The organism is Streptomyces phaeolivaceus (assembly GCF_009184865.1).
GTDB classification, from domain to species: Bacteria; Actinomycetota; Actinomycetes; order Streptomycetales; family Streptomycetaceae; genus Streptomyces; species Streptomyces phaeolivaceus.
Map to the genome: position 1 here is coordinate 5,171,102 of NZ_CP045096.1, position 24,412 is coordinate 5,195,513.

Sequence of the window (24,412 nt, forward strand, 5' to 3'; positions counted from 1 at the left end):
CAACCGGCCACGACAGTCGCTCAACGGTCCACTCTCTCACCCGTGCCGGACGGGTCGGCGCTTTCCGGAGCGGTGTCCGGGGCCGGGTCACTCGGGTGCTCCGGCTCGTCTTTCCCGGCCTCGGCCGGTGACTCCTCCTCGGCAGTGTGTACGACCGAGGCCGCCTCGGCGTTCGCGCCCCCGTCCTTCGGGAGGCTTTCCGACGAGTCGTCGCCCGTCGAGGTCCCCTCCGCCTCCAGCCGGGCGGCGGCACGCTTGCGCTGTGTGTACATCCGGAATCCGGCCAGGACAAGGAGCAGCACGCCACCGGCGATCACCAGCATCACCGCCGGTGTGATCTCGGTGACGTTCACCGTGAACCTGACCTCGTCACCGTACTTCTCGCCGTCCGCCGTGTAGAGCTGGGCGACGACGTCGGCCTTGCCGTTGGCCTCGGCGTTCGTGGTGAACTTCACCGACTCGCTGTGCCCGCCGGAGATGTCGACGGACTGCTCCGCGAAGACCTTGTCATCGATCTTCAGACGCTTCGAGGACAGGGAGGTGAGGCGGAGTGTCAGGTTGCCGACACCCTGCACGAGGTTGTTCTGCACGGTCACGGGGATCGTCGCGCTGCGGCCCGAGAGCTTCGTCTCGGACTTCTCGATCAGCCGGACCTGTTCGGTGAGCGAGTTGAGGTAACTCTGCACACCGTTGCGGTAGACCGCCGCGTCCATGGACCGGCCCCGCCAGGAGGTGGACATCTCCCGGTCCATGGTCCTGCCGAACGGCGTGACCACGCGCGACTGGTCGGAGAGGATCACCTTGAAACGGTCGAGGTCCGTCTGCGTGGTCTGGATCTCCTTGAACGCCGACTTGGACAGCGCCTGCTTCCGCAGCGACGACGGGTACGCCGAGGCCGACGGGATCTTGGTGTTGGCGCCGGGATCGGGCTTCGCGGCGGCTGCAGCGGACAGCTCCTGGGGCTGCGACCAGTTTCCGCCCTGGAGCGCGGTCAGGGCTTGTGCCATCGTCTGTGCCTGGCTTGCCGACGGCATGCGCTGCGGGGCGATCACGATGCTGCGCTGCTTGTTGTTCTGCAGATCCGTCATCAGGCTCTGGGCGAGGAATCTCTGCACCGCCAGCGTGGAACTCTCGGCCTTCGTCATATCGCCCTGGAACGCCGTCGACAGCCGTGCGTCGGAGACCACCGCCGTGGTGCCGCCGCCGATGGGCCGGGCCGCGTTGGGCGTGTAGGACAGGCTGTCGCTCTCTCGCAGGCTGTCACTGCGGGCGATCACCTTGTCGGCGCCCGCGGAGATGGCCACATTGACGATCGACGGGTCGACGGCGCCGTTGACGGGCCAGGCGAAGTCCGTCTCCGGTACCACCCGGAGGATGTTCTGGACGGTGTCCGAGGCCACATCGGTGGCGTCCTTCAGCCGGCTGAGGGAACCGGTGATCGTCTTGCCGTTGTGGGCCAGCGACGCGAGGTCCGGGTCCGCGAAGGGGAGGGCGACCACCTCCTCGCCCTGGACCGCCGTCTCCAGCTCCGCCAGCCACTCCTTGGCGACGGCCTGGTTCCTGCCCTCGACGGTAGTGCCCCCGCTGCGGACCCGGTAGCTCTCCGTCATCGCGACGACCGAGGCCAGCAGGTCCGGATCGATCACCCAGGTGATGTCCAGGTCCTTGCCCAGCGTCAGCATCTGCTCCAGGCGTCCGCCCGCCGAGATCTCCTTGGCCAGATCGTCGTTCAGGAAGACCGGCGTCTGCTGCTCGCCGGGACCGGTCTCCGCCGTCAGGTGGGTGGTGGAGATCAGCGGCCAGAGATACGTCGTCTTCGTCTTGGTCCCTGCCTCGTCGGGCTGCCACGGCAGGAACGTGCGCTGGATCCCGAGGACGTGGTCGTACGGGGCTGCCGCGGTCCTGCCCGAGAGCGAGACGCCCAGCTGATAGACACCGTCCGAGCCGAGGTCCAGCTCCTTGACGGGAACCGAGATGGTGAAGGGCTGGGCCACACCGGAGGCGAGCTCGGAGAACTCCTCCACATACTTCCCGCCGACCTCCGTCCCGTCGGCGTACTGGTCGAAGCCGGTGCGTTTGGCCCTGTCGTCGATGGCTGAACGGCCCGTGACGGCGGCCGAGGCCACACGCAGGCCCACATGGGCGTCCGTGACCGTCTGCTTGCCCTTGTTCGTGACCGTTCCGGACACGGTCACCGTGTCGCCGTCGCTGGGCACGCTGGGGCTGAGTGAGTCCAGGGAGACCTCGACGGTGCTGGACCCCGTCGCCTCGGCCAGGGAGGCCTGCGGCGTCGCTTGCGCGGACGGGGCCACGGGCAGCTGGAACAGGCCGGCCAGCAGGGGCGCCCCGGCGAACAGTGCCCCGGTGCGCAGCAGCCACCGGCGGGCAGGTGAGGGACTCGTCCCCTGGAAGTCTGCCGCCTCGGCCACGCGCTCGCCCGTCCCTCGTCGTCAGTGGTCGTCGGAATGTGCGTCCACGCATGGTAACGATGCGCGCTGAGGGGAAGTGCCGCGGTCCGCTCCACAAGATCGGGGGTGAGGCCGGGCTGTCCCCGTATGTGCACGTATCGAGGGAGTCGGCGAGACGGCCGGCTGCGGGAAGCCGTTGTGCACATTCAATGGAGGCGACCGGTGCCACCGGCGCCACGTACCCTTTTCTGTTGTGCCGAACGCCAACGAAGACAACAGTGCCCTGAGCCAGGTGCAGCGCCGCGCGGTGAGTGAACTGCTGAGGGTCTCCCCTGTAGCCGACGACCTCGCCCGCCGTTTCCAGCAGGCCGGGTTCTCGCTCGCCCTGGTCGGCGGTTCGGTGAGGGACGCGTTGCTCGGCCGGCTCGGCAACGACCTGGACTTCACGACGGACGCCCGCCCCGAGGACGTGCTGAAGATCGTGCGGCCCTGGGCGGACTCGGTCTGGGAGGTCGGGATCGCTTTCGGCACGGTGGGAGCGCAGAAGGACGGCTACCAGATCGAGGTCACGACCTATCGCTCCGAGGCGTACGACCGGACCTCGCGCAAGCCCGAGGTGTCGTATGGCGACTCGATCGAGGAAGATCTCGTACGTCGCGACTTCACGGTGAACGCGATGGCGGTGGCCCTCCCCGAGAAGGAGTTCATCGACCCCCACGGTGGGCTCGAGGACCTCTCCGCGCGTGTGCTGCGTACGCCTGGCACCCCGGAGGAGTCCTTCTCCGACGACCCGCTGCGCATGATGCGGGCCGCGCGTTTCGCCGCCCAGCTGGACTTCGAGGTGGCCCCCGAGGTCGTCGCGGCGATGACGGACATGGCCGGCCGTCTTGAGATCGTCTCGACCGAGCGGGTGCGGGACGAGCTGAACAAGCTGCTCCTGTCCGCCCACCCTCGCGAGGGCCTGAGCCTGCTGGTCGACACCGGCCTCGCCGAGCACGTCCTGCCCGAGCTGCCCGCGCTGCGTCTGGAACGGGACGAGCATCATCGGCACAAGGACGTCTACGACCACACACTGATCGTCCTGGAGCAGGCGATCGCGCTCGAGGACGACGGGCCGGACCTCACCCTGCGGCTCGCCGCGCTGCTGCACGACATCGGCAAGCCGCGTACCCGACGATTCGAGAAGGACGGCCGGGTCTCCTTCCACCACCACGAGATGGTGGGCGCCAAGATGACCAAGAAGCGCATGGTGGCCCTCAAGTACTCCAACGACCTCGTCAGGGACGTCTCGCGTCTGGTCGAACTTCACCTGCGCTTCCATGGATACGGCACCGGTGAGTGGACGGACTCCGCGGTCCGCCGCTACGTGCGCGACGCCGGCCCGCTCCTGGACCGGCTCCACCGGCTGACCCGTTCCGACTGCACGACACGGAACAAGCGCAGGGCTAACGCTCTGTCGCGTGCGTACGACGGCCTGGAGGAGCGCATCGCCCAACTGCAGGACCAGGAGGAGCTGGACGCCATCCGCCCGGACCTCGACGGCAACCAGATCATGGAGATCCTGGGTGTCGGCCCCGGCCCCGTCATCGGGCAGGCGTACAAGTTCCTGCTGGAGCTGAGGCTGGAGAACGGGCCGATGGAACACGATGAGGCGGTCACCGCACTCAAGGAGTGGTGGGCTCAGACGTCGCAGGCATCGTGACGACCAGTACTCCGAAGTCCCGGTGAGGCTCCGGCGCGGGCGCGATGTTTCACGTGAAACATCGCGCCCGCGCTGTTGTGTCAGCGGAGTCTGCGAGGGAAGGCAGGCGCCGAGGGGTCGATGTTTCACGTGAAACATCGGTGCCCCTGCGTCAGCGCTGCCTCGTCACCTCGACTCTGGCCATGGCCGCGGCGATCACTCCATAGATCACGGCCACGGTGATGACCAGGGCGACCGAGCGGCCGTCCGGTGGAAGCATCAGGGCTGCCACGGCGGCGGCACCGACGAAGGCGATGTTGAACAGGACGTCGTAGAGGGAGAAGATCCGTCCCCGGTAGCCGTCCTCGACGGAGGACTGGACGATCGTGTCCGTGGAGATCTTCGCTCCCTGTGTGACCAGACCCAGGACGAACGCCGCGATCAATATCGGTACTTCCGTGAACGGCAGGCCGAGGGCCGGTTCCAACAGGGCGGCAGCCGCGGAGCAGGTGACGATCCACATGCCCGGCCCCAGTCGCCCGGCTGCCCAGGGCGTGATCACCGCCGCGGTGAAGAACCCGGCTCCCGAGATCCCCACGGCGAGACCGAGAAGGGCCAGCCCCTGCTCGGAGTCGGATGCCGCGGAGGTGTCGGACGACCAGGCGTATCGGCAGAGCATGAGCACCATGACCGTCAGGGCGCCGTAGCAGAACCGCATCAGCGTCATCGAGGTCAACGCCCAGGCAGCCGCCCGTCGCCCCGGCTCGGCGAGGTGCCGTACGCCTGCTGCCAGACCTCGCGCGGTCCCGGCGAGCGCAGCGCAGAGCCGCGGCTGGACCAACTCCGGATCCGGGCCGAGCAGTTCCCGGGCCATGCGCAGGGAAGCCAGGGCCGCGCAGAGGTACAGGGTCGAGCCGAGGAGGACCACCACGGCGTCGGAGTCCGAGGCCACCAGCCGTACGACGAAAGCGAGTCCGCCGCCGGCGGTCGCGGCGAGCGTTCCGGCGGTCGGTGAGAGGGAGTTGGCGATCACCAGGCGGTCGGCGTCCACCACACGGGGCAGCGCCGCGGAGAGTCCCGCCAGTACGAAGCGGTTGACCGCCGTGACACAGAGCGCGGAGGCGTAGAAGAGCCAGTCGGGCACGTCGCCCAGGATCAGGACGGCGGTCACGGACGCCAGCAGGGCACGCAGCAGGTTTCCGTACAGCAGCACCTGGCGACGTCGCCAGCGGTCCAGCAGGACGCCGGCGAAGGGGCCGACGAGGGAGTACGGGAGAAGCAGGACCGCCATCGCGGAGGCGATGGCCGCCGCCGAGGTCTGCTTCTCGGGCGAGAAGACGACGTAGGTGGCGAGCGCGACCTGGTAGACGCCGTCGGCTCCCTGGGACAGCAGCCGTACGGTCAGCAGATGCCGGAAGTCCCGGAGGCGGAGCAGGACACGCAGGTCGCGCACGACGGACATGGGGCACAGCCTCACATACGGGGAGGGCCCCCGGGGCACATGCCCCGGAGACCCTCAACAGCCCACTACGAACGCCCGGTCAGCGCTCGACCTCGCCCTTGATGAACTTCTCGACGTTCTCACGGGCCTCGTCGTCGAAGTACTGCACCGGCGGGGACTTCATGAAGTACGAGGACGCCGACAGGATCGGACCCCCGATACCGCGGTCCTTGGCGATCTTCGCGGCGCGCAGGGCGTCGATGATGACACCGGCGGAGTTCGGGGAGTCCCAGACCTCGAGCTTGTACTCCAGGTTCAGCGGGACGTCACCGAAGGCGCGGCCCTCAAGACGGACGTACGCCCACTTGCGGTCGTCGAGCCAGGCGACGTAGTCGGACGGGCCGATGTGGACGTTCTTCTCGCCCAGTTCCCGGTCGGGGATCTGGGAGGTGACGGCCTGGGTCTTGGAGATTTTCTTGGACTCCAGGCGGTCACGCTCGAGCATGTTCTTGAAGTCCATGTTGCCGCCGACGTTCAGCTGCATCGTGCGGTCCAGGACCACGCCCCGGTCCTCGAACAGCTTCGCCATCACGCGGTGCGTGATGGTGGCGCCGACCTGCGACTTGATGTCGTCGCCCACGATCGGGACGCCCGCCTCGACGAACTTGTCCGCCCATTCCTTGGTGCCGGCGATGAAGACCGGCAGGGCGTTGACGAAGGCGACCTTGGCGTCGATGGCGCACTGGGCGTAGAACTTCGCTGCGTCCTCGGAACCGACGGGCAGGTAGCAGACGAGAACGTCGACCTGCTTGTCCCTGAGGATCTGGACCACGTCGACCGGGGTCTCGGCGGACTCCTCGATGGTCTCGCGGTAGTACTTGCCGAGACCGTCGAGGGTGTGGCCGCGCTGCACGGTCACACCCGTGGCCGGCACGTCACAGATCTTGATGGTGTTGTTCTCGGAGGCGCCGATGGCGTCCGAGAGGTCCAGACCGACCTTCTTGGCGTCGACATCGAAGGCGGCGACGAACTCCACGTCGCTGACGTGGTACTCACCGAACTGCACATGCATGAGGCCCGGGACCTTCGACGCCGGGTCGGCGTCCTTGTAGTACTCGACTCCCTGCACCAGCGACGCGGCGCAGTTGCCCACACCGACGACGGCTACGCGAACCGAACCCATTCCGGTTGCTCCCTGTGTGTACGAGTGAGGTCCTGGCAGGGACCTCACGTGGTGGTGTCGCCGGGCGCATCCGGCCGGGGGGTTTCCCCGGGCCGGGGCAGGGCGCCCGGCGCTCCCTCTGTGGTGTCGCGAGCGGGTTCTCCGTGGGCGGGGCCCTTCAGGTCCCGGCCCGCCCGCTCGCTCTCGATGAGCTCGTTCAGCCAGCGCACTTCGCGCTCCACGGACTCCATCCCGTGGCGCTGGAGCTCGAGCGTGTAGTCGTCGAGGCGCTCGCGGGTGCGTGCCAGGGAGGCACGCATCTTCTCCAGCCGTTCCTCCAAACGGCTGCGACGGCCCTCCAGGACGCGCATGCGCACATCACGGGAGGTCTGCCCGAAGAACGCGAAGCGAGCGGCGAAGTGCTCGTCCTCGTAGGCATCGGGACCCGTCTGCGAGAGCAGCTCCTCGAAGTGCTCCTTACCTTCCGCCGTCAACCGGTAGACGATCTTGGCGCGGCGTCCCGTGAGCGGGGCGGCGGCAGCATCCTCCGGGGTACCCGCCGATTCCTCGATCAACCAGCCGTTGGCGACCAGCGTCTTGAGGCAGGGGTAGAGCGTCCCGTAGCTGAACGCCCGGAACACGCCCAACGACGTGTTGAGCCGTTTGCGCAGCTCGTAACCGTGCATCGGGGCTTCGCGGAGCAGACCGAGGACAGCGAACTCGAGTATCCCGGAGCGCCGGCTCATCGTCGCCTCCCCTCTCCCGCTGGCCCTGTCGTCACGGTTTATGCCGAGCTGATGTATCGACTCGATACATCCAGACGATAGAACGCCCCTACGGATGCGACAAGTGGGGATCCGGTGAACGGGGTCACATCACCGATCAGTAGGAAGCAAGTTGCCTGATTTGGGGTGAAGTTCGGTGCTCAGTGGGTTTTGGCGGTGCGTAGTCTGTGCGGCATGCACACCACCGGGAACCGAGTGACGTTTGAGCACGTAGTGGTCCTGGGTGCGGTACGGATGAATACCCACACGACCGCATCCGTACTTCGGGGGGACCGGAAACCAGCCGCCGTTTCCAGGCGCGCACGGGTGCGCCTGCCCGAGGAGTAGTCGTTCGATGAGCGAGCACCGTCGCAAACCGCCGCAGCCGCAGGGAGGCGGACGTGCCGCGGCCCGACGCGGCCAGTCGGCGTCCTCCGGCCGCCGCGCGGCACCGCCGGGCGCCACCGGGTCACTTTCCGACACCTATGGCGCGGGGGGTGAGGAGAACCATTACGAGGGCCGTGCCGCGTCTCGGCGGGCGTCGCAGAGAAGCACCGGCATGGCCGCCGGCGCAGGTGGCGGTCGCCGCAGAGCCGCCGAACCCACGGGGCGCGGACCGGGCCGCGGTCGTGGACGCGCCGCTCCACCGGGGAAGAAGCGCTTTATCGATTACCCGCGTGCCGGCAAGTACGGAGCCATGCGCTGGGTCCCGTCGTGGCGCCAGGTGACAGGACTGCTCATCGGGTTCTTCGGAAGCCTGGTGGCCGCGGCCGGCATCGGATACGCGGTCGTGGCCGTGCCCAACGCGGCCGAGGCCGCGACAGCGCAGAACAACGTCTATTACTGGTCGGACGGCTCGCAGATGGTCGCGACGGGTGGTGAGGTCAACCGCCAGATCATCGCGTACGAGAAGATCCCCAAGGCGATGCGCTACGCCGTCATGTCGGCCGAGAACAAGACGTTCGAGACCGACAGCGGCGTCGACCCCATGGGTATCGCCCGCGCCGTCGTCAACATGGCCAAGGGTGGTCAGACGCAGGGTGGTTCGACCATCACCCAGCAGTACGTGAAGAACGCCATGCTCGACGACCAGTCGCAGACGCTGTCCCGGAAGGTGAAGGAACTCTTCATCTCTGTGAAGGTGGGCGCGTCCGTCGACAAGGACGAGATCATGCGCGGCTACCTGAACACGGCCTACTTCGGCCGTGGCGCCTACGGTCTGCAGGCGGCCGCCCGTACGTACTTCGGTGTGGACGCGGAGAAGCTCAACCCCAGTCAGTGCGCCTTCCTCGCCGCTGTCCTCAAGGGCGCGACGTACTACGACCCGGCCGGAGCGACGTCGATCGACCCGGCGGCCACGTCTCAGGCGAACACCAAGCGGGCCACGGAACGCTGGATCTGGATCTTCAACGAGATGGTCAAGGACAACCATCTGTCGGCGGCCGAGCGGGCCAAGTACCCGGACTTCCCCAAGATCCAGCGTCCTCGCTCCAACGCCCAGCTGGGAGGCCAGATCGGCTACCTCGTCGACACGGCCAAGGGCTACATCCTCAACAACACGAAGATCACGCAGAAGCAGCTCGAGCAGGGCGGCTTCGAGATCCACACGACCTTCGACAAGGACAAGGTCAAGGAACTCGAGAAGGCTGTGAACAAGGTCCGGAAGGAGAACATCAAGCCGGATCTGCGCCCGGATACCGACACCCATGTGCAGTTCGGTGGCGCGTCGGTGAGTCCGAAGTCCGGCGCCATCGAGGCGATCTACGGCGGTGAGGACGCCACCAAGCACTTCACCAACAACGCCGACGTCACCGGAGCCCAGGTCGGCTCGGTGTTCAAGCCGTACGTCCTGGCGGCAGCCATGACCTGGGGCAAGCGCGATCCCGACCTCGATCCGGATCAGGCACAGGACGAGCGGACCATCGTCTCGCCGAAGAGCCTCTACAACGGCAAGAACAACCTCAAGATCAGGGACTACAACGGCGAGATCTGGACCAACGAAGAGGGCAAGGAGTGGCTGCAGGCCAACGACGGCGACGAGTCGTACGGCAGTGCGCCGAAGTACCAGATCGATCTCCGTGAGGCGATGCGGGTCTCGGCGAACTCCCCCTACGTGCAGTTGGGTATGGACGTCGGTCTGGACCGGGTGAAGGAGGCGGCCATCGAGGCGGGCCTCAAGAAGGACAGCCTCACTGGCACGGGCTTCCCGTCGTTCTCCATCGGTATCTCCGATCCCAGCGCGATCCGTATGGCGGGCTCCTACGCGACCTTCGCCGCCAGCGGCAAGCAGAACGACCCGTTCTCGGTGAAGACGGTCGAGTACGAGGGCCTGACGGTGTTCGACCACGACGAGGTCTCCAAGCCCAAGCGGGCCTTCACGGCTGCGGTGGCCGACAACGTCACCGATGTCCTCAAGACCGTCGTCGACGAGGGCACCGGTACGTCGGCTCAGCTGACCGGCCGTGAGGTGGCGGGCAAGACCGGTACCACCGACGGCAACAAGTCGGCCTGGTTCGTCGGGTACACCCCGCAGCTGTCGACCGCGATCAGCATGTACCGCATGGACGACGACGAGTCGAACAAGAACCGCACGTTCCTGGAGATGTACGGCACGGGCGGTCAGGAGACGATCCACGGTGCCTCGTTCCCGGCCGAGATCTGGCACGACTACATGGAGGACGCGCTCAAGGGTGTGGAGCCGGAGGACTTCCCGGAGCCCGAGCCGATCGGTGTGATCGTCAACGACGATCCGGACCCGACGCCGACCCCGACGCCGACCCAGTCCGAGGAGGAAGAGGACCCCGAGCCGAGCCCGACGCCGACCGAGAGCGAGATCCTGCCCTCACCGTCGCCCAGCGAGACCTGCACCAACCCGTTCGACACCACCTGTGAGGAGACGGGAGGCACGGACACGGGAGGTACGGATGTCGGTGGCACCGATGGCGGGGTGACAGCGTCACCGAGTGAGCCGGAGGACGATTCGAGAGGCAACCAGAACGGGGGACTCTTCGGAGGGAACGACGGGTAGCTCCACGTCCGCCGGACTGTGTTTCACGTGAAACAAGGGCCACCGCACCGATCAAGGTGCGGTGGCCCTTGCCGTGTCCCCAAGAGGCCGGGTAGGGACGACGGCTCATGTTTCACGTGAAACATGAGCGTGGCCCACGGCGGATGCGATGGTCCTCGGCGTATTCCTAGGCGCGTACGGCAGGATGTGCGGCATGCCTAGTGCAGAGACGACGCGAGTGAGTACGGACGAGCCGGAGCCGGTGCGGCCGACCAAGGAGGACGAGGTCGCTTCGACCGGCAGCGAGCTGATCGGCGGCCCGATCGGGCGGCGGGCGCTGCTCGGCACGTCCTGGTGGACACCGGTGCGGGTCGTCGCACTGGTGGCGATCGGCGTGTTCGCGCTGGGCATGGTCCAGAAGCTGCCCTGCTACGACGGTGCCTGGTTCTTCGGAGCCAGCTCCCAGTACACGCACGCCTGCTACTCGGACATCCCGCACCTCTACCAGGGGCGTGGGTTCGCCGACGGGTTGGTGCCGTACTTCGACAAGATCCCCGGCGACATGGAGTACCTCGAGTACCCGGTGCTGACCGGTGTGTTCATGGAGGTCGCCGCCTGGCTCACCCCGGGCAGCGGCACCATCCAGGAACAAGAGCAGTGGTACTGGATGGTCAACGCCGGGATGCTGATGGTGTGCGCGGCGGTCATCGCGGTCTGCTGTGCGCGCATCCACCGTCGGCGCCCCTGGGACGGCCTCCTGGTGGCCCTGGCGCCCGCTTTCGCGCTGACCGCCACGATCAACTGGGACCTCCTCGCCGTGGCCCTGCTGGCTGCCGCGATGCTGATGTGGTCGCGCCGGCGCCCCCTCGCCTTCGGTGTGCTGATCGGGCTCGCCACGGCCGCCAAGTTCTATCCGTTCCTGGTGCTCGGACCGCTCTTCGTGCTGTGCTGGCGAGCGGGCAAATGGCGTGCCTTCGCGACGGCCCTGCTCGGCGCCGTCGGGGCCTGGCTCGCGGTGAACGTTCCGGTGATGCTCCTGGCACCCGACGGGTGGTCGAAGTTCTACCGCTTCAGCCAGGAACGCGGCGTCGACTTCGGATCCTTCTTCCTCGTCCTCTCGCAACGGCTGAACATCCAGATCACCGCCGAGACGGCAAACACCTACGCGATGGTCTCGATGGTGCTCGTCTGCGCCGGCATCGCCGCGCTCACGCTCACCGCCCCGCGCCGCCCGCGCTTCGCGCAGCTCGCCTTCCTGATCGTCGCGGCCTTCATCCTCACCAACAAGGTCTACTCACCGCAGTACGTGCTCTGGCTGGTCCCGCTTGCCGCGCTGGCCCGGCCCCGCTGGCGGGACTTCCTCATCTGGCAGGCGTGCGAGGTCGCGTACTTCCTGGGGATCTGGATGTACCTCGCGTACACGACCAGCGGGGACGCCCACAAGGGTCTGCCGGCCGAGGGCTATCAACTCGCCATCATGGCTCACCTGTTGGGGACGCTCTATCTCTGCGTCATCGTCGTGCGGGACATCTTCATGCCCGACCGGGACGTGGTGCGCCGGGCGGGTGACGACGATCCCTCCGGCGGCGTGCTCGACGGTGCGCAGGACGTTCATGTCTACGGCGCGGCGGCCCGTCCCTCGAGGCACGCGATGCACTTCGAAGGGCCGCAGGTGGAGTGGGGCAACCGTGGACCGGAGGAAAGTTCGCTCTGAGCGAACAGAGCACGGGCGCGCAACGCGGAAGGCCGTACACGAGGTTCTTGTGTACGGCCTTCCGCGTCGGACCGCGGACGATCCGCCCGACGACTCGCCCCCGCCCCCTGGCGCGGCAGGGGTCAGCGGTCGACGATCCGGTCGAACTGCGTGGTGGTGTGCCGCAGATGGGCCACCAGTTCCTCGCCGACCTTCGGCTCCGGGGCGTCCGACGGAACGAAGAGGATCGACACCTGCATGTGCGGTGGCTCGGCGAACCAGCGCTGCTTGCCGCCCCAGACGAACGGAGAAAGGTTCCGGTTGACCGTGGCGAGGCCCGCCCGCGCCACGCCCTTCGCGCGCGGCATGACGCCGTGCAGCGCCTTTGGTGCCTCCAGACCCACCCCGTGCGACGTACCGCCCGCCACGACCACCAGGAAGCCGTCGGAGGCCGCCTTCTGCTGCCGGTAGCCGAAGCGGTCGCCCTTGGCGACGCGGGTGACGTCCAGCACGGCCCCGCGGTACTCGGTCGCCTCGTGGTCGCCCAGCCACAGCCGCGTGCCGATACGAGCCCGGAAACGAGTCTGCGGGAACTGCTGCTGAAGGCGGATGAGGTCCTCGGACTTGAGGTGGCTGACGAACATGGTGTGCAGCGGCAGACGGGCCGCGCGCAGGCGGTCCATCCAGCCGATGACCTCCTCGACGGCGTCCGAGCCGTCGGTGCGGTCCAGCGGCAGGTGGATGGCGAAGCCCTCCAGGCGCACGTTCTCTATGGCCGCGTGGAGCTGGGGCAGCTCCTGTTCACTCACTCCGTGCCGCTTCATCGAGGACATGACCTCGATGACGACACGGGCACCCACGAGGCCGTAGACGCCGTCGACCGACGATACGGAGCGGATGACGCGGTCGGGCAGGGGGACGGGCTCCTCCGCGCGTCGGTAGGGCGTCAGCACCAGCAGGTCACCGCTGAACCAGTCCTTGATCCGGGCGGCCTCGTACGTGGTGCCGACGGCGAGGATGTCCGACCCGAGGCGCGTGGCCTCTTCGGCCAGCTTCTCGTGCCCGAAGCCGTAGCCGTTGCCCTTGCAGACGGGGACGAGTCCCGGGAACTGCTCCTGAACGTGCTTGTGGTGTGCCCGCCAGCGCGCGGTGTCGACGTACAGGGTGAGCGCCATGGACGGTCCCGGAACCTTTCTCGTGGCTGCGGTGTATCAGAGATATGGAAGCAAAAACGGGGGGTGTCAGCGCCGCGACATATAGATGTCGAGCGCCTTGTGGAGCAGCTTGTTCAGCGGGAAGTCCCACTCACCGAGGTATTCGGCGGCCTGTCCGCCGGTGCCCACCTTGAACTGGATCAGGCCGAAGAGGTGATCCGTCTCGTCCAGCGAGTCGGAGATGCCGCGCAGGTCGTAGACGGTCGCGCCGAGGGCGTAGGCGTCGCGCAGCATGCGCCACTGCATCGCGTTCGAGGGCCGGACCTCACGGCCGATGTTGTCCGAGGCTCCGTAGGAGTACCAGACGTGCCCGCCGACGACCAGCATCGTCGCCGCGGACAGGTTCACCCCGTTGTGCCGGGCGAAGTAGAGCCGCATGCGGTTGGGGTCCTCGGTGTTGAGGGCCGTCCACATGCGCTGGAAGTACGACAGCGGGCGGGGCCGGAAGCGGTCACGGACGGCCGTGATCTCGTACAGCCGCTGCCATTCCTCCAGGTCCTGATAGCCGCCCTGGACGACCTCGACGCCCGCCTTCTCGGCCTTCTTGATGTTTCGGCGCCACAACTGGTTGAAGTTCTTGTGGACCTCTTCCAGCGAGCGGTTGGCGAGCGGCACCTGGTAGACGTATCGGGGTTGTACGTCACCGAAGCCGGCCCCGCCGTCCTCGCCCTGCTGCCAGCCCATCCGGCGGAGCTTGTCCGCCACCTCGAAGGCACGCGGTTCGATGAAGTCGGCCTCAATGTCACGCAGGCGCTTCACGTCCGGGTTCTGGATGCCCGCCTTGATGGAGGTGGCCTCCCAGCGCCGGATGATCACCGGAGGTCCCATCTTCACCGAGAAGGCGCCCTGCTGCTTCAGATGGGCGAGCATCGGCTCCAGCCAGTCGGTCAGATTCGGCGTGAACCAGTTGATGACCGGGCCCTCTGGCAGATAGGCGAGATAGCGCTTGATCTTGGGCAACTGGCGGTACAGCACCAGGCCCGCGCCGACAATCTCACCGGTCTTGCCGTCGAACCACCCGAGGCTCTCTGAGCGCCACTCGGCCTTGACGTCGGCCCAGGCCGGGACCTGCATGTGGCTGGCCGAGGGCAGGCTCTGGATGTATGCCAGATGCTGCTCACGGCTGATCGTCCTCAGGGTCAGGCTCATTCGGGGCGCTCCTCGGGCTGGTGTGTCCCCATGGGTACAGGGGCTCCGGCTCTCGCGCCGAAGCCTACTGCGCCCTGCGGGCGCCTCGAATGGCCGTATGGAACCTGGGTCCCGGCCGACACGTGGCCGGGACGTCAGGCGGTGTTATTCGGCCGCTTGGTCCGATGTAAGCCGATGGACGGCAGGGAGCACGGTCCGTCAATTGTGCGGCCGGGGCACGGAGTCAGCCGATGACCCCGCCGAAAAGACCTCCGTGTGCCATGCCGAGGAAGAAACCGACGGCTGAGGCACCGAGACCCACGATCAGGCCGAAGCGCTCACGGGTCGTCTCGGAGATGAACTGTCCGTACGCGCCGGTCAGAATGCCCACCAGCCCCGCCCAGGAACTCAGCAGATGCAGATGGTGGAACATCGCCGTGACGAAGGACAGCACGCCGAGCACGAGCGTCACGGCGAGCAGGGTGTCCTGCACGGGGTGGGGCTTGTCGTCGGTGGCGAGCAGAGAGCCGGCGATGTTGGGTCGCAATGTCTGTGCCATGGGGCACCTCCTGCGGAAGGCGGCGCATCGTAGCGCCATACACACCCGATGTGTACAGATTGAGGGTCACCACCCCCGGATTTCAACCGGAAGCGGGTGTGCGGGTAGTCTGTACCCTCTGCACCGGTGTCTGCCCAGGCCATGACAGGGATCCCTAGCGGGACCCCGATTGTCAGTGGCGGCGGATACCGTTGCGTACGCATCACAACCCTCCTGCCACGGAACGACCGTGGCCGCTGAGTCCAAAGGAGGTGGGTTCCACATGCGTCACTACGAGGTGATGGTCATCCTCGACCCCGATCTGGAGGAGCGCGCTGTCGCCCCCCTGATCGAGAACTTCCTCTCCGTCGTCCGTGAGGGCAACGGAAAGGTCGAGAAGGTCGACACCTGGGGCCGTCGTCGTCTCTCGTACGAGATCAAGAAGAAGCCTGAGGGCATCTACTCGGTCATCGACCTGCAGGCCGAGCCTGCGGTCGTCAAGGAGCTCGACCGCCAGATGAACCTGAACGAGTCGGTCCTCCGGACCAAGGTCCTCCGCCCCGAGACCCACTGAGCTCTCCCGCTCAGTCGATCCCGGGATCCGAGTAGCAGCACAAGCAGCCAGCAGCAAACCCGCCGAGAGGTTCCCCCATGGCAGGCGAGACCGTCATCACGGTCGTCGGCAATCTTGTCGACGACCCCGAGCTGCGCTTCACCCCTTCCGGTGCGGCGGTCGCGAAGTTCCGTGTCGCGTCCACCCCCCGCACCTTCGACCGTCAGACCAATGAGTGGAAGGACGGCGAGAGCCTGTTCCTGACCTGCTCGGTCTGGCGTCAGGCGGCGGAGAACGTCGCCGAGTCGCTCCAGCGAGGCATGCGCGTCATCGTGCAGGGCCGGCTGAAGCAGCGGTCCTACGAGGACCGTGAGGGCGTCAAGCGCACGGTCTACGAGCTGGACGTCGAGGAAGTCGGCGCCAGCCTGCGCAGTGCCACGGCCAAGGTCACCAAGACCGCCGCGGGTGGCCGCGGTGGCCAGGGTGGTTACGGCGGCGGCAACGGCGGTGGCCAGGGTGGCGGCGGCTGGGGCGGAGGCCCCGGCGGCGGTCAGCAGGGCGGCGGCGCTCCCGCCGACGACCCGTGGGCCAGCGGCGCTCCCGCCGGTGGCAACCAGGGCGGCGGCGGAGGCGGCGGTTGGGGCGGAAGCTCCGGCGGCGGCGGTGGCGGTGGCGGCGGCTACTCGGACGAGCCCCCCTTCTAGGACCCCTGAGGCCGGATCACCGGTCTTCGAGGTCGAGGGCGGGGTCGTACCCCAAACTTCTTGATCACACAGGAGATACACCATGGCGAAGCCGCCTGTGCGCAAGCCGAAGAAGAAGGTCTGCGCTTTCTGCAAGGACAAGGTCACGTACGTGGACTACAAGGACACGAACATGCTGCGGAAGTTCATTTCCGACCGCGGCAAGATCCGTGCCCGCCGCGTGACCGGCAATTGCACGCAGCACCAGCGTGACGTCGCCACGGCCGTCAAGAACAGCCGTGAGATGGCGCTGCTGCCCTACACGTCCACCGCGCGATAAGGGAAGGGTGACCGACACATGAAGATCATCCTCACCCACGAGGTCTCTGGCCTTGGCGCTGCCGGCGACGTCGTCGACGTCAAGGACGGCTACGCTCGCAACTACCTGATCCCGCGGAAGTTCGCTATCCGCTGGACCAAGGGCGGCGAGAAGGACGTCGAGCAGATCCGTCGTGCTCGCAAGATCCACGAGATTCAGACCATCGAGCAGGCCAACCAGGTCAAGGGCCAGCTCGAGGCCGTCAAGGTCCGTCTGGCTGTCCGCTCCGGCGACGCCGGTCGTCTCTTCGGTTCCGTCACCCCCGCCGACATCGCTTCCGCGATCAAGGCTTCCGGTGGCCCCGAGGTCGACAAGCGCCGCATCGAACTGACCTCTCCGATCAAGACGCTGGGCGCTCACGAGACGTCCGTGCGTCTGCACCCCGAGGTTGCCGCCAAGGTCAACATCGAGGTCATCGCGGCCTAAGGGTCGTGCTCGCTGAAGCGACGTGTGGGGCCGCACCCTGTGATGGGGTGCGGCCCCACACGCTTGTCGAGCCCTCGGTGACGAGACGTGGATCGGCTCAGGATGCCCACGGGGCGGTTGTTTCACGTGAAACACGGCGAATCCGGGGCGATGTTTCACGTGAAACAACGCCGGGCTCAGCTCCTGCTCTCAGCGCGTTGCTCCGGTGACGATCCAGAGGCCGGAACGGGACCGCAGCCAGAGAGTCAGCATACGGGTCGCCATCATCAGCGTCATGGCGCCCCAGAGGGCGGTCAGACCACCGCCGAGGGTGGGAACGAGCAGCGCGGCCGGGATGAAGATCGCCAGGGTCAGCAGCATGGCTCGGGCGAGATAGGGACCGTCTCCCGCGCCCATGAGTATGCCGTCGAGCACGAAGACGATCCCGGAGATCGGCTGGGCGAGTGCCACCACGATCAGAGCGGGAAGCGCGGCTTCCTGCACTGTCGGATCGTCCGTGAAGAGAGGGATGAACACGGGGCGGGCGAGGATCACCAGTAGGCCGAGTACGGCACCTGTGGCGATCCCCCACTGCACCATCCGGCGGCAGGCCTCGCGTGCTCCCTGGGTATCGCCTGCGCCGAGGTAGCGGCCGATGATGGCCTGCCCGGCGATGGCGATCGCGTCCAGGGCGAAGGCGAGCAGGCTCCAGAGCGAGAGGATGATCTGGTGCGCGGCGATGTCCTTGTCCCCGAGCCGGGCGGCGACCGCAGTGGCGATCATGAGGACAGCTCGCAGCGAGAGCGTACGGACCAGCAGGGGGACTCCTGCCTGGGCCGAGGCGCGTATGCCGGCTGCGTTCGGCCGCAATGAGGCGCCGTGTCTGCGTGCACCGCGGATGACGACGTAGAGGTAAGCGACAGCCATGCCGGCCTGGGCGATGACCGTGCCCCAGGCGGATCCCGCGATGCCCAGATCGGCGCCGTAGACGAGGCCTACGTTCAGGGCGCCGTTGGCGATGAAGCCCGCCACGGCGACGTACAGAGGGGTCTTCGTGTCCTGGAGGCCGCGCAGTACGCCGGTGGCGGCGAGAACGACGAGCATGGCCGGGATGCCGAGCGCCGAGATCCGCAGATAGGTCGTGGCGTAAGGGGCCGCGGTGTCCGAGGAGCCGAAGAGAGCCACGAGGGTGGGTGCGGTGGGAATGACGACGGCCACGACGGCCGCGCCCAGTAGCAGGGCGAGCCAGATGCTGTCCATGCCCTGGCGGATGGCGGCCCGCAGATCTCCGGCTCCGACGCGCCGGGCGACGGCGGCCGTGGTGGCGTAGGCCAGGAAGACGAAGACACTCACGGCGGTGACGAGGAGTGCGGAAGCGATCCCGAGACCGGCCAGTTGCGCCGTGCCGAGGTGGCCGACGACAGCCGTGTCGACCATCAGGAAGAGAGGCTCGGCGACGAGCGCGCCGAAGGCGGGAACGGCCAGCGTGACGATCTCGCGATCATGTCGACGTCGGGTGGCCCTGGGGGTCACGGGAGCCTGTGTCATGACCACCTATCCAACCTTCCACAGGTAATAGATGAAGTAAGTCAGTGACCATTACATCATGCCTCGTCGGGTGCGCTCTCGTGCACTGACTGTGATGATCTTGATCCGGTCGAGGAAGTTTTTCTTCTGCACAGCCGGTGGATGGTAAAGATGCAGGTCAGATGGGGTGCGACGAAAAGAGCGAGGTCTTGTTCACAGGGCTGTCCACCGAGTCGTGCACAGGTTTCGCGGGGTTCTCCACAGCATCTGGGCCGTCGTCCACATGGCCTGTGGATAACCAGATTGGCTGACGGTGCCGACGGGCCTACGGTGGTGCGGCGCCCGTTCCTCGGCAGATCACGAAAAGCTCGCAAAACCGACGCGCCAGAACCGGAGTTGGGCCTCTTATTTGTCAGTGTCGTGCCGTAGAAATGAGAAGCACGGCGAGGTCCGCTCGGCGGACGGGAGGAGGTCGCTCGGTGAGCATTTCCGAGCCCCTGGACGACCCGTGGGCCGACAGCGGGCCCAGTGATCGTCTGCCCTCTTCCCGCCGCCGTGACGACGGCGGCCGGAGCAGGGACGACCGGCACGACCGCGGCCGGGACAACGGGGAGTGGGAGGGCGGAGGCTCGGCCTTCGAGCGCGTCCCACCCCAGGACCTCGACGCCGAGCAGTCGGTTCTCGGCGGCATGCTGCTGTCCAAGGACGCCATCGCCGACGTGGTGGAGATCCTCAAGGGCCCCGACTTCTACAAGCCGGCGCACGAGACCATCTATCAGGCGATCCTCGACATCTACGCCAAGGGCGAGCCCGCCGACCCCATCACCATCGCCGCCGAACTCACCAAGCGCGGCGAGATCACCAAGGTCGGCGGCGCCTCCTATCTGCATACCCTCGTCCAGACCGTGCCCACGGCGGCGAACGCCGAGTACTACGCGGAGATCGTCCACGAGCGCGCCGTTCTGCGCCGCCTGGTCGAGGCCGGCACCCGAATCACCCAGATGGGATATGCGGCCGACGACGACGTCGACGAGATCGTCAACAGAGCCCAGGCCGAGATCTTCGCGGTCACCGAGCAGCGCACCACCGAGGACTATCTGCCCCTCGGCGACATCATGGAGGGCGCGCTCGACGAGATCGAGGCGATCGGTTCACGTTCGGGGGAGATGACCGGTGTGCCGACCGGCTTCACCGACCTCGATCAGCTCACCAACGGCCTCCACCCAGGTCAGATGATCATCATTGCGGCCCGTCCCGCCATGGGTAAGTCCACCCTGGCGCTGGACTTCGCGCGCGCTTGTTCGATCAAGCACAACATGCCGAGCGTGATCTTCTCGCTCGAAATGGGTCGCAACGAGATCGCGATGCGTCTGCTGTCGGCCGAGGCACGCGTGGCCCTGCACCACATGCGCTCCGGCACGATGACGGACGAGGACTGGACGCGGCTGGCCCGCCGGATGCCGGACGTCTCGGCCGCGCCGCTCTACATCGACGACTCCCCGAACCTGTCGATGATGGAGATCCGCGCCAAGTGCCGACGGCTGAAGCAGCGCAACGACCTGAAGCTCGTGATCATCGACTATCTGCAGCTCATGCAGTCCGGTGGCAAGCGATCCGAGAGCCGTCAGCAGGAAGTCTCGGACATGTCGCGAAACCTGAAGCTGCTGGCCAAGGAGCTGGAGCTGCCGGTGATCGCGCTCTCCCAGCTCAACCGTGGTCCCGAGCAGCGCACGGACAAGAAGCCCATGGTCTCCGACCTGCGTGAGTCGGGATCGATCGAGCAGGACGCGGACATGGTGATCCTGTTGCACCGCGAGGACGCGTACGAGAAGGAGTCGCCGCGCGCCGGCGAGGCCGACATCATCGTCGGCAAGCACCGTAACGGCCCGACGGCCACGATCACGGTCGCCTTCCAGGGCCACTACTCACGGTTCGTGGACATGGCACAGACCTGACCCGGGGAAATGTAGGGTCTCAGATTTCGTGGCACAGTCTCAGCCGCGATGGCACAACGGTGGCACTTATGCCGCCATCGTGAGACTCCCTGGTCGGAGCTGTCCGGTCTCAGTGAAGCGGGGCCTGTCGCACTCATCTGCGTGCTGACCGTGCCGTGTACGGGGCGGGGACAGGTTTGAGTGAGACGGTGTCCCGCTTTGGGGTGGCTCTTGTCTCGCTACAGGTGGCTTGTCTCATTTCAGTGGACATCGTCCTGGTGTGGATGATCAGGGGAAGTCGCAGAGCGGCAGGCACAGGGCAGTCGATTTCGAGGTGGCCTGGGTTCAGGGCGGGGTCGAGGTACGCGGGTCGCTGGCGGACGTGACGGAGCTGGCCTTCGAGGAGGCCGATCCGGTACGGGAGTTCCCGTCGTACCGGGGGCAGAGGAACTTTCCGGGCTTGTACTGGGCGGCCACGATGCTGCGGCACGTGGGGTTCGAGTCCTGGCTGGAGCGGGATCATGCGATCTCGATGGACTTCGACCCGCGCGTCATGTGGTTCGCGTCGCAGCCGTTCTGGCTGTCCTGGACGTCGCCGGAGGGGGTGCGGCTGTCCCACGCGCCGGACTACTTCGCCCGGCGGACCGACGGAACGGCCGTGGTGGTGGACTGCCGGCCGGAGGCTCGCCGGAGCAAGCCGAGGGACCTGGCCAAGTTCGCCGGTACGCAGATGGCGTGCGAGGCCGTGGGCTGGGACTTCCAGCTCGTGGGCGAGATCGACCGGGTGCGGGTGGCGAACCTGCGGTGGCTTGCCGGGTTTCGTCATCCGCGTTTCGCCCAGGCCGGGTTGGAGGAAGTGGTCGGGGCCGCCTTCGCCGTTCCAGGACCACTGGTGGGCCAGGCAGCGCAGGTCGGTGACCCGATCCTGGTGCTGCCGGTCGTCTTTCATCTGCTGTGGTGCGGACGGCTGACGACAGACCTGTCGCGCCCCTTGGGTGATCACTCTTTGGTGAGCCGGGTGGAGGGCTGATGACCGAGCACGAGCGGCCCAAGGGCGTGTTGCGGGTGGGCGACCGTGTCCGGTTCGAGGACCGGGTCCACACAGTGGTGGGTCTGTCGGGCACGACGGTCCGCCTGCTCGACGAGCACAACAGCGCGAGCATGGTGATGTTCGCCCACCTGATGGCGTCAGAAGGGTTCGAGCTGCTGGACTCAACGGCACCCACGCCGGGGCTTCCGCCCTTCGGCCTGTTGGACACCGTTCCCGAAGTGGCCCTGCGCAAGGCCCGGTTCTATGAGAAGCACCTGATCGAGGTGGAGACCGGGCTCCCTCCCGAGGCGCCGAAGGGAGCTGTTCCTCGGCCTGAGTACGACCCGCAGTGGCGAACCGTGAACGAACGCGTCGTGGCCAAAGCGGCCGAGTTGACCGCAGCAGGCAACGAGGTGTCGGACCGGACCCTGTTCCGGCTGAGGTCGAAGTGGCGGGACGAGGGGCTCTGGGGGCTGGTGGACCGGCGAGCCACCCGGCTGTCCATGGCGCCGGGCATCGGGCGGGTGGACGAGCGCCTGGTCGAGGCGGTGCTGGAGGTCCTGACCGCGCAGGAGGATTCCTCGTCGGGGACCCGCACCCGCGTGATCCGGCTGGCCGAGAAACTCGTCGCCGAGCGGCACGGGGAGGGCACGGTCCCACTGCCGTCGAGGGCGACGTACTTCCGGCTGCTCAAGTCGCTTTCCGAGGGGCGTCACAGCTTCGGGGCGGCCACGACCCGGCGCTCTCTGGCCGGGCGCCCGGAGGCTCCGTTCACTCCGACGCTGGCCGCCAGGCCCGGTGAGGTGGTGCAGATCGACACCACTCCGCTGGACGTGCTGGCCGTCCTGGACGACGGCGTGACCGGCCGGGTTGAGCTGACGATCGCGGTCGATGTCGCCTCGCGCACCATCTGCGCGGCGATCCTGCGTCCGGCCGGAACGAAGGCCGTGGATGCCGCACTGCTGCTGGCGCGGATGCTGGTGCCCGAACCGATGCGGCCCGGCTGGTCGGACGCCCTGCGGATGTCCGCCTCGCTGATCCCGCACGCCCGGCTGATGAGCGTGGATGCCCGTCTGGAGCACGCCGCGGCACGTCCGGTGATCGTCCCGGACACGATCATCGTGGACCGGGGCAAGGTCTTCGTCTCGGACACGTTCGTCGCGGCCTGCCGTTCGCTGGGCATGTCCTTCCAGCCCGCACGGCCGGCCACGCCGACGGACAAGGGAATCGTGGAACGGACTTTCGAATCGATCAACACGCTGTTCTGCCAGCATGTCGCTGGATATGTCGGCTCCGACACCACCCGCCGCGGCCGCGACGTCCAGGCGGTCTGGACGATCGCGGAACTTGCCGATCTCTTCCACGAGTGGGTTATCGCCCGGTGGCAGACCCGACCGCACGATGCTCTGCGCAGTCCGTTCCTGCCGGGCAAGGCCCTCTCGCCGAACGAGGTCTACGCCATGCTGGTCTCCCGCACCGGCTACCTGCCGGTCTGTCTCGACGGTGACGACTACATCGAGTTGCTGCCCGTCGAGTGGCGGAAGATCAACGACTACGGCATCACGCTCGACTACCGCACCTACGACTGCCGGGAGTTGGGCTCCTACCGGCGCCAGCCGTCCGGAGTGGACACCAAGGGCAACCTATGGGAGGTCCATTACGACCCCTACGACCTCTCGCATGTCTGGGTACGCGACACCCGGGCCGGAGGCTGGATCACCGTTCCCTGGACCCGGCTGGGCACGGTCTCCGCGCCGTTCGCCGACTTCACCTGGCGCCATGCCCGAGCCGTGCTGGCCGCCAAGGGCGCCGACGACTCCGACGAGGACGCCATCGCCGTCGTCATCGATGACCTGCTGACCCGCGCCGGGAGCGGGCCCGACCGGCGCATCGCCGCCCGCACCAAGGCGGCAACTGCCGTTCCCGCGCTGCCGCAGGCACGGCGCGAACCCCAGCCGGAGACGGACGAGGAACCTGACGGCGAGGGCGAGATCGCCCAGGTCATCCCGTTCGGTGTGTTCGATGCCTTCACCGATGGGAGTCGCTGATGACGCACTTCCTGGAGCCGGAAGAGGTCGACCACCCGCTGACGACGAAGGAGGGCTGGACCGCCTTCACCGCGGAGGCCACCACTCCGCCGGCTGTCTTGGCGCCCGCGGCCCTGCAGCGGCTCAGCGAGGCGGAGCGAACCGCCTACGACCAGGCTCTGGAGGACTATCACGCGCAACTCGTCATCGTCTCCACGCCGACGATCCGCCATGTCACCGCGACCGGACGCAAGCGCATCGTGCTCAACCGGCACCAGCACTCCGCGCGCCGCGGACTGATCGTCTCGGGCCCCGCCGGGACCGGGAAGACCACCGCCATCACTCAACTGGGCAAGAACTACGAACAGTTGGGACGGCGCCGCGGCGAGATCATGCCGGAATCCCTGCCGGTCGTCTACGTCACCGTCCCGCCCGCGGCCACCCCGAAAATGCTGGCCATCGAGTTCGCACGATTCATCGGCCTGCCGCTGCCCTCGCGCTTCAGCCAGGTCGAAGTGACCAACAAGGTCTGCGATCTGCTCTGCACCCTCGGCTGCCGTCTCGTGCTCATCGACGAACTGCACAATCTCGACATCGGTACGCGGGTGGGCGCCGAGGCATCCGACCAGATCAAGTACCTGTCCGAGCGCATCCCCGCGACGTTCGTCCTGGCCGGCGTCGAGGGCACCGGACTATTCGCCGGACGCCGCGGCGGACAGATCGCCAGCCGTTACACCCTCATTCCCACCAGCCCGTTCCACCACAAGACCGAGGAACAGCGCGGCTCCTGGTGTTCTCTCGTGGTGACTTTGGAGGAGTCCCTGCGGCTGCGAGCCCA

At 67.2% G+C, this 24,412-nt stretch carries 18 protein-coding genes and 1 pseudogene; 11 read left to right on the forward strand and 8 right to left on the reverse strand.

The window, feature by feature from the left end; translation table 11 throughout:
• Positions 1–20 precede the first annotated feature (20 nt).
• Complete coding sequence (locus tag F9278_RS24420; protein ID WP_152170235.1) at positions 21–2,429, reverse strand: DUF6049 family protein; 2,409 nt, start codon at positions 2,427–2,429, stop codon at positions 21–23.
• A gap of 232 nt (positions 2,430–2,661) precedes the next feature.
• On the opposite strand from F9278_RS24420, the gene F9278_RS24425 reads away from it, so the two are divergent.
• Positions 2,662–4,110, forward strand: coding sequence for a CCA tRNA nucleotidyltransferase (locus F9278_RS24425; RefSeq protein ID WP_152170236.1), 1,449 nt, complete (start codon positions 2,662–2,664; stop codon positions 4,108–4,110).
• Positions 4,111–4,261: 151 nt separating this feature from the next.
• On the opposite strand, the gene F9278_RS24430 is transcribed toward F9278_RS24425, so the two are convergent.
• From F9278_RS24430 to F9278_RS24440, 3 genes are all read right to left on the reverse strand, one after another.
• Entirely contained in the window at positions 4,262–5,551 is a 1,290-nt protein-coding gene (locus F9278_RS24430) for an MFS transporter (protein WP_152170237.1), read from the reverse strand.
• A 79-nt stretch (positions 5,552–5,630) separates the two neighbouring features.
• On the reverse strand, positions 5,631–6,713 hold the full coding sequence (locus F9278_RS24435) for an inositol-3-phosphate synthase (protein WP_152170238.1): 1,083 nt from the start codon (positions 6,711–6,713) through the stop codon (positions 5,631–5,633).
• A gap of 44 nt (positions 6,714–6,757) precedes the next feature.
• Positions 6,758–7,438, reverse strand: a complete 681-nt coding sequence (locus tag F9278_RS24440; protein WP_152170239.1) for a PadR family transcriptional regulator — start codon at positions 7,436–7,438, stop codon at positions 6,758–6,760.
• Positions 7,439–7,811: 373 nt separating this feature from the next.
• Between F9278_RS24440 and F9278_RS24445 the strand changes: the two genes are divergently transcribed.
• Together F9278_RS24445 and F9278_RS24450 are read left to right on the forward strand one after the other, a co-directional pair.
• Entirely contained in the window at positions 7,812–10,484 is a 2,673-nt protein-coding gene (locus tag F9278_RS24445; protein ID WP_193241615.1) for a transglycosylase domain-containing protein, read from the forward strand.
• 184 nt (positions 10,485–10,668) lie between these two features.
• Positions 10,669–12,177, forward strand: coding sequence for a glycosyltransferase family 87 protein (locus F9278_RS24450; protein ID WP_152174095.1), 1,509 nt, complete (start codon positions 10,669–10,671; stop codon positions 12,175–12,177).
• 122 nt (positions 12,178–12,299) lie between these two features.
• Here F9278_RS24450 and F9278_RS24455 read toward each other — a convergent pair whose 3' ends face one another.
• From F9278_RS24455 to F9278_RS24465, 3 genes are all read right to left on the reverse strand, one after another.
• Positions 12,300–13,331 carry an alanine racemase gene (locus F9278_RS24455; protein WP_033530670.1) on the reverse strand — a complete coding sequence of 344 codons (1,032 nt, stop codon included), beginning with the start codon at positions 13,329–13,331 and terminating at the stop codon, positions 12,300–12,302.
• 66 nt (positions 13,332–13,397) lie between these two features.
• A complete protein-coding gene (femX, locus tag F9278_RS24460; protein WP_152170241.1) occupies positions 13,398–14,519 on the reverse strand; it encodes a peptidoglycan bridge formation glycyltransferase FemX in 1,122 nt (373 codons plus the stop codon).
• Between the two features lie 223 nt (positions 14,520–14,742).
• Positions 14,743–15,057: a hypothetical protein gene (locus F9278_RS24465; RefSeq protein WP_152170242.1), complete on the reverse strand. Its 315-nt coding sequence runs from the start codon at positions 15,055–15,057 to the stop codon at positions 14,743–14,745.
• Between the two features lie 262 nt (positions 15,058–15,319).
• Here F9278_RS24465 and rpsF point away from each other — a divergent pair, with 262 nt between their 5' ends.
• From rpsF to rplI, 4 genes are all read left to right on the forward strand, one after another.
• Positions 15,320–15,610: a 30S ribosomal protein S6 gene (gene rpsF, locus F9278_RS24470; RefSeq protein WP_005482942.1), complete on the forward strand. Its 291-nt coding sequence runs from the start codon at positions 15,320–15,322 to the stop codon at positions 15,608–15,610.
• Positions 15,611–15,687: 77 nt separating this feature from the next.
• Complete coding sequence (locus F9278_RS24475; RefSeq protein WP_152170243.1) at positions 15,688–16,293, forward strand: single-stranded DNA-binding protein; 606 nt, start codon at positions 15,688–15,690, stop codon at positions 16,291–16,293.
• Positions 16,294–16,375: 82 nt separating this feature from the next.
• Complete coding sequence (rpsR, locus tag F9278_RS24480; RefSeq protein WP_003949403.1) at positions 16,376–16,612, forward strand: 30S ribosomal protein S18; 237 nt, start codon at positions 16,376–16,378, stop codon at positions 16,610–16,612.
• A gap of 18 nt (positions 16,613–16,630) precedes the next feature.
• A complete protein-coding gene (rplI, locus tag F9278_RS24485; protein ID WP_005482940.1) occupies positions 16,631–17,077 on the forward strand; it encodes a 50S ribosomal protein L9 in 447 nt (148 codons plus the stop codon).
• A gap of 189 nt (positions 17,078–17,266) precedes the next feature.
• On the opposite strand, the gene F9278_RS24490 is transcribed toward rplI, so the two are convergent.
• Complete coding sequence (locus tag F9278_RS24490; protein WP_152170244.1) at positions 17,267–18,604, reverse strand: MATE family efflux transporter; 1,338 nt, start codon at positions 18,602–18,604, stop codon at positions 17,267–17,269.
• Between the two features lie 458 nt (positions 18,605–19,062).
• Between F9278_RS24490 and dnaB the strand changes: the two genes are divergently transcribed.
• From dnaB to F9278_RS24510, 4 genes and pseudogenes are all read left to right on the forward strand, one after another.
• On the forward strand, positions 19,063–20,538 hold the full coding sequence (dnaB, locus tag F9278_RS24495) for a replicative DNA helicase (protein WP_152170245.1): 1,476 nt from the start codon (positions 19,063–19,065) through the stop codon (positions 20,536–20,538).
• 259 nt (positions 20,539–20,797) lie between these two features.
• Positions 20,798–21,547: a TnsA-like heteromeric transposase endonuclease subunit gene (locus F9278_RS24500; protein ID WP_193241616.1), complete on the forward strand. Its 750-nt coding sequence runs from the start codon at positions 20,798–20,800 to the stop codon at positions 21,545–21,547.
• Complete coding sequence (locus tag F9278_RS24505) at positions 21,547–23,595, forward strand: Mu transposase C-terminal domain-containing protein (protein WP_152170246.1); 2,049 nt, start codon at positions 21,547–21,549, stop codon at positions 23,593–23,595. Before F9278_RS24500 ends, F9278_RS24505 begins: the two co-directional genes overlap by 1 nt.
• Positions 23,595–24,320 (forward strand): annotated as a pseudogene (locus F9278_RS24510) (TniB family NTP-binding protein); the annotation flags it as partial. The gene F9278_RS24505 and the pseudogene F9278_RS24510, both read left to right, overlap by 1 nt.
• Positions 24,321–24,412: the final 92 nt, after the last annotated feature.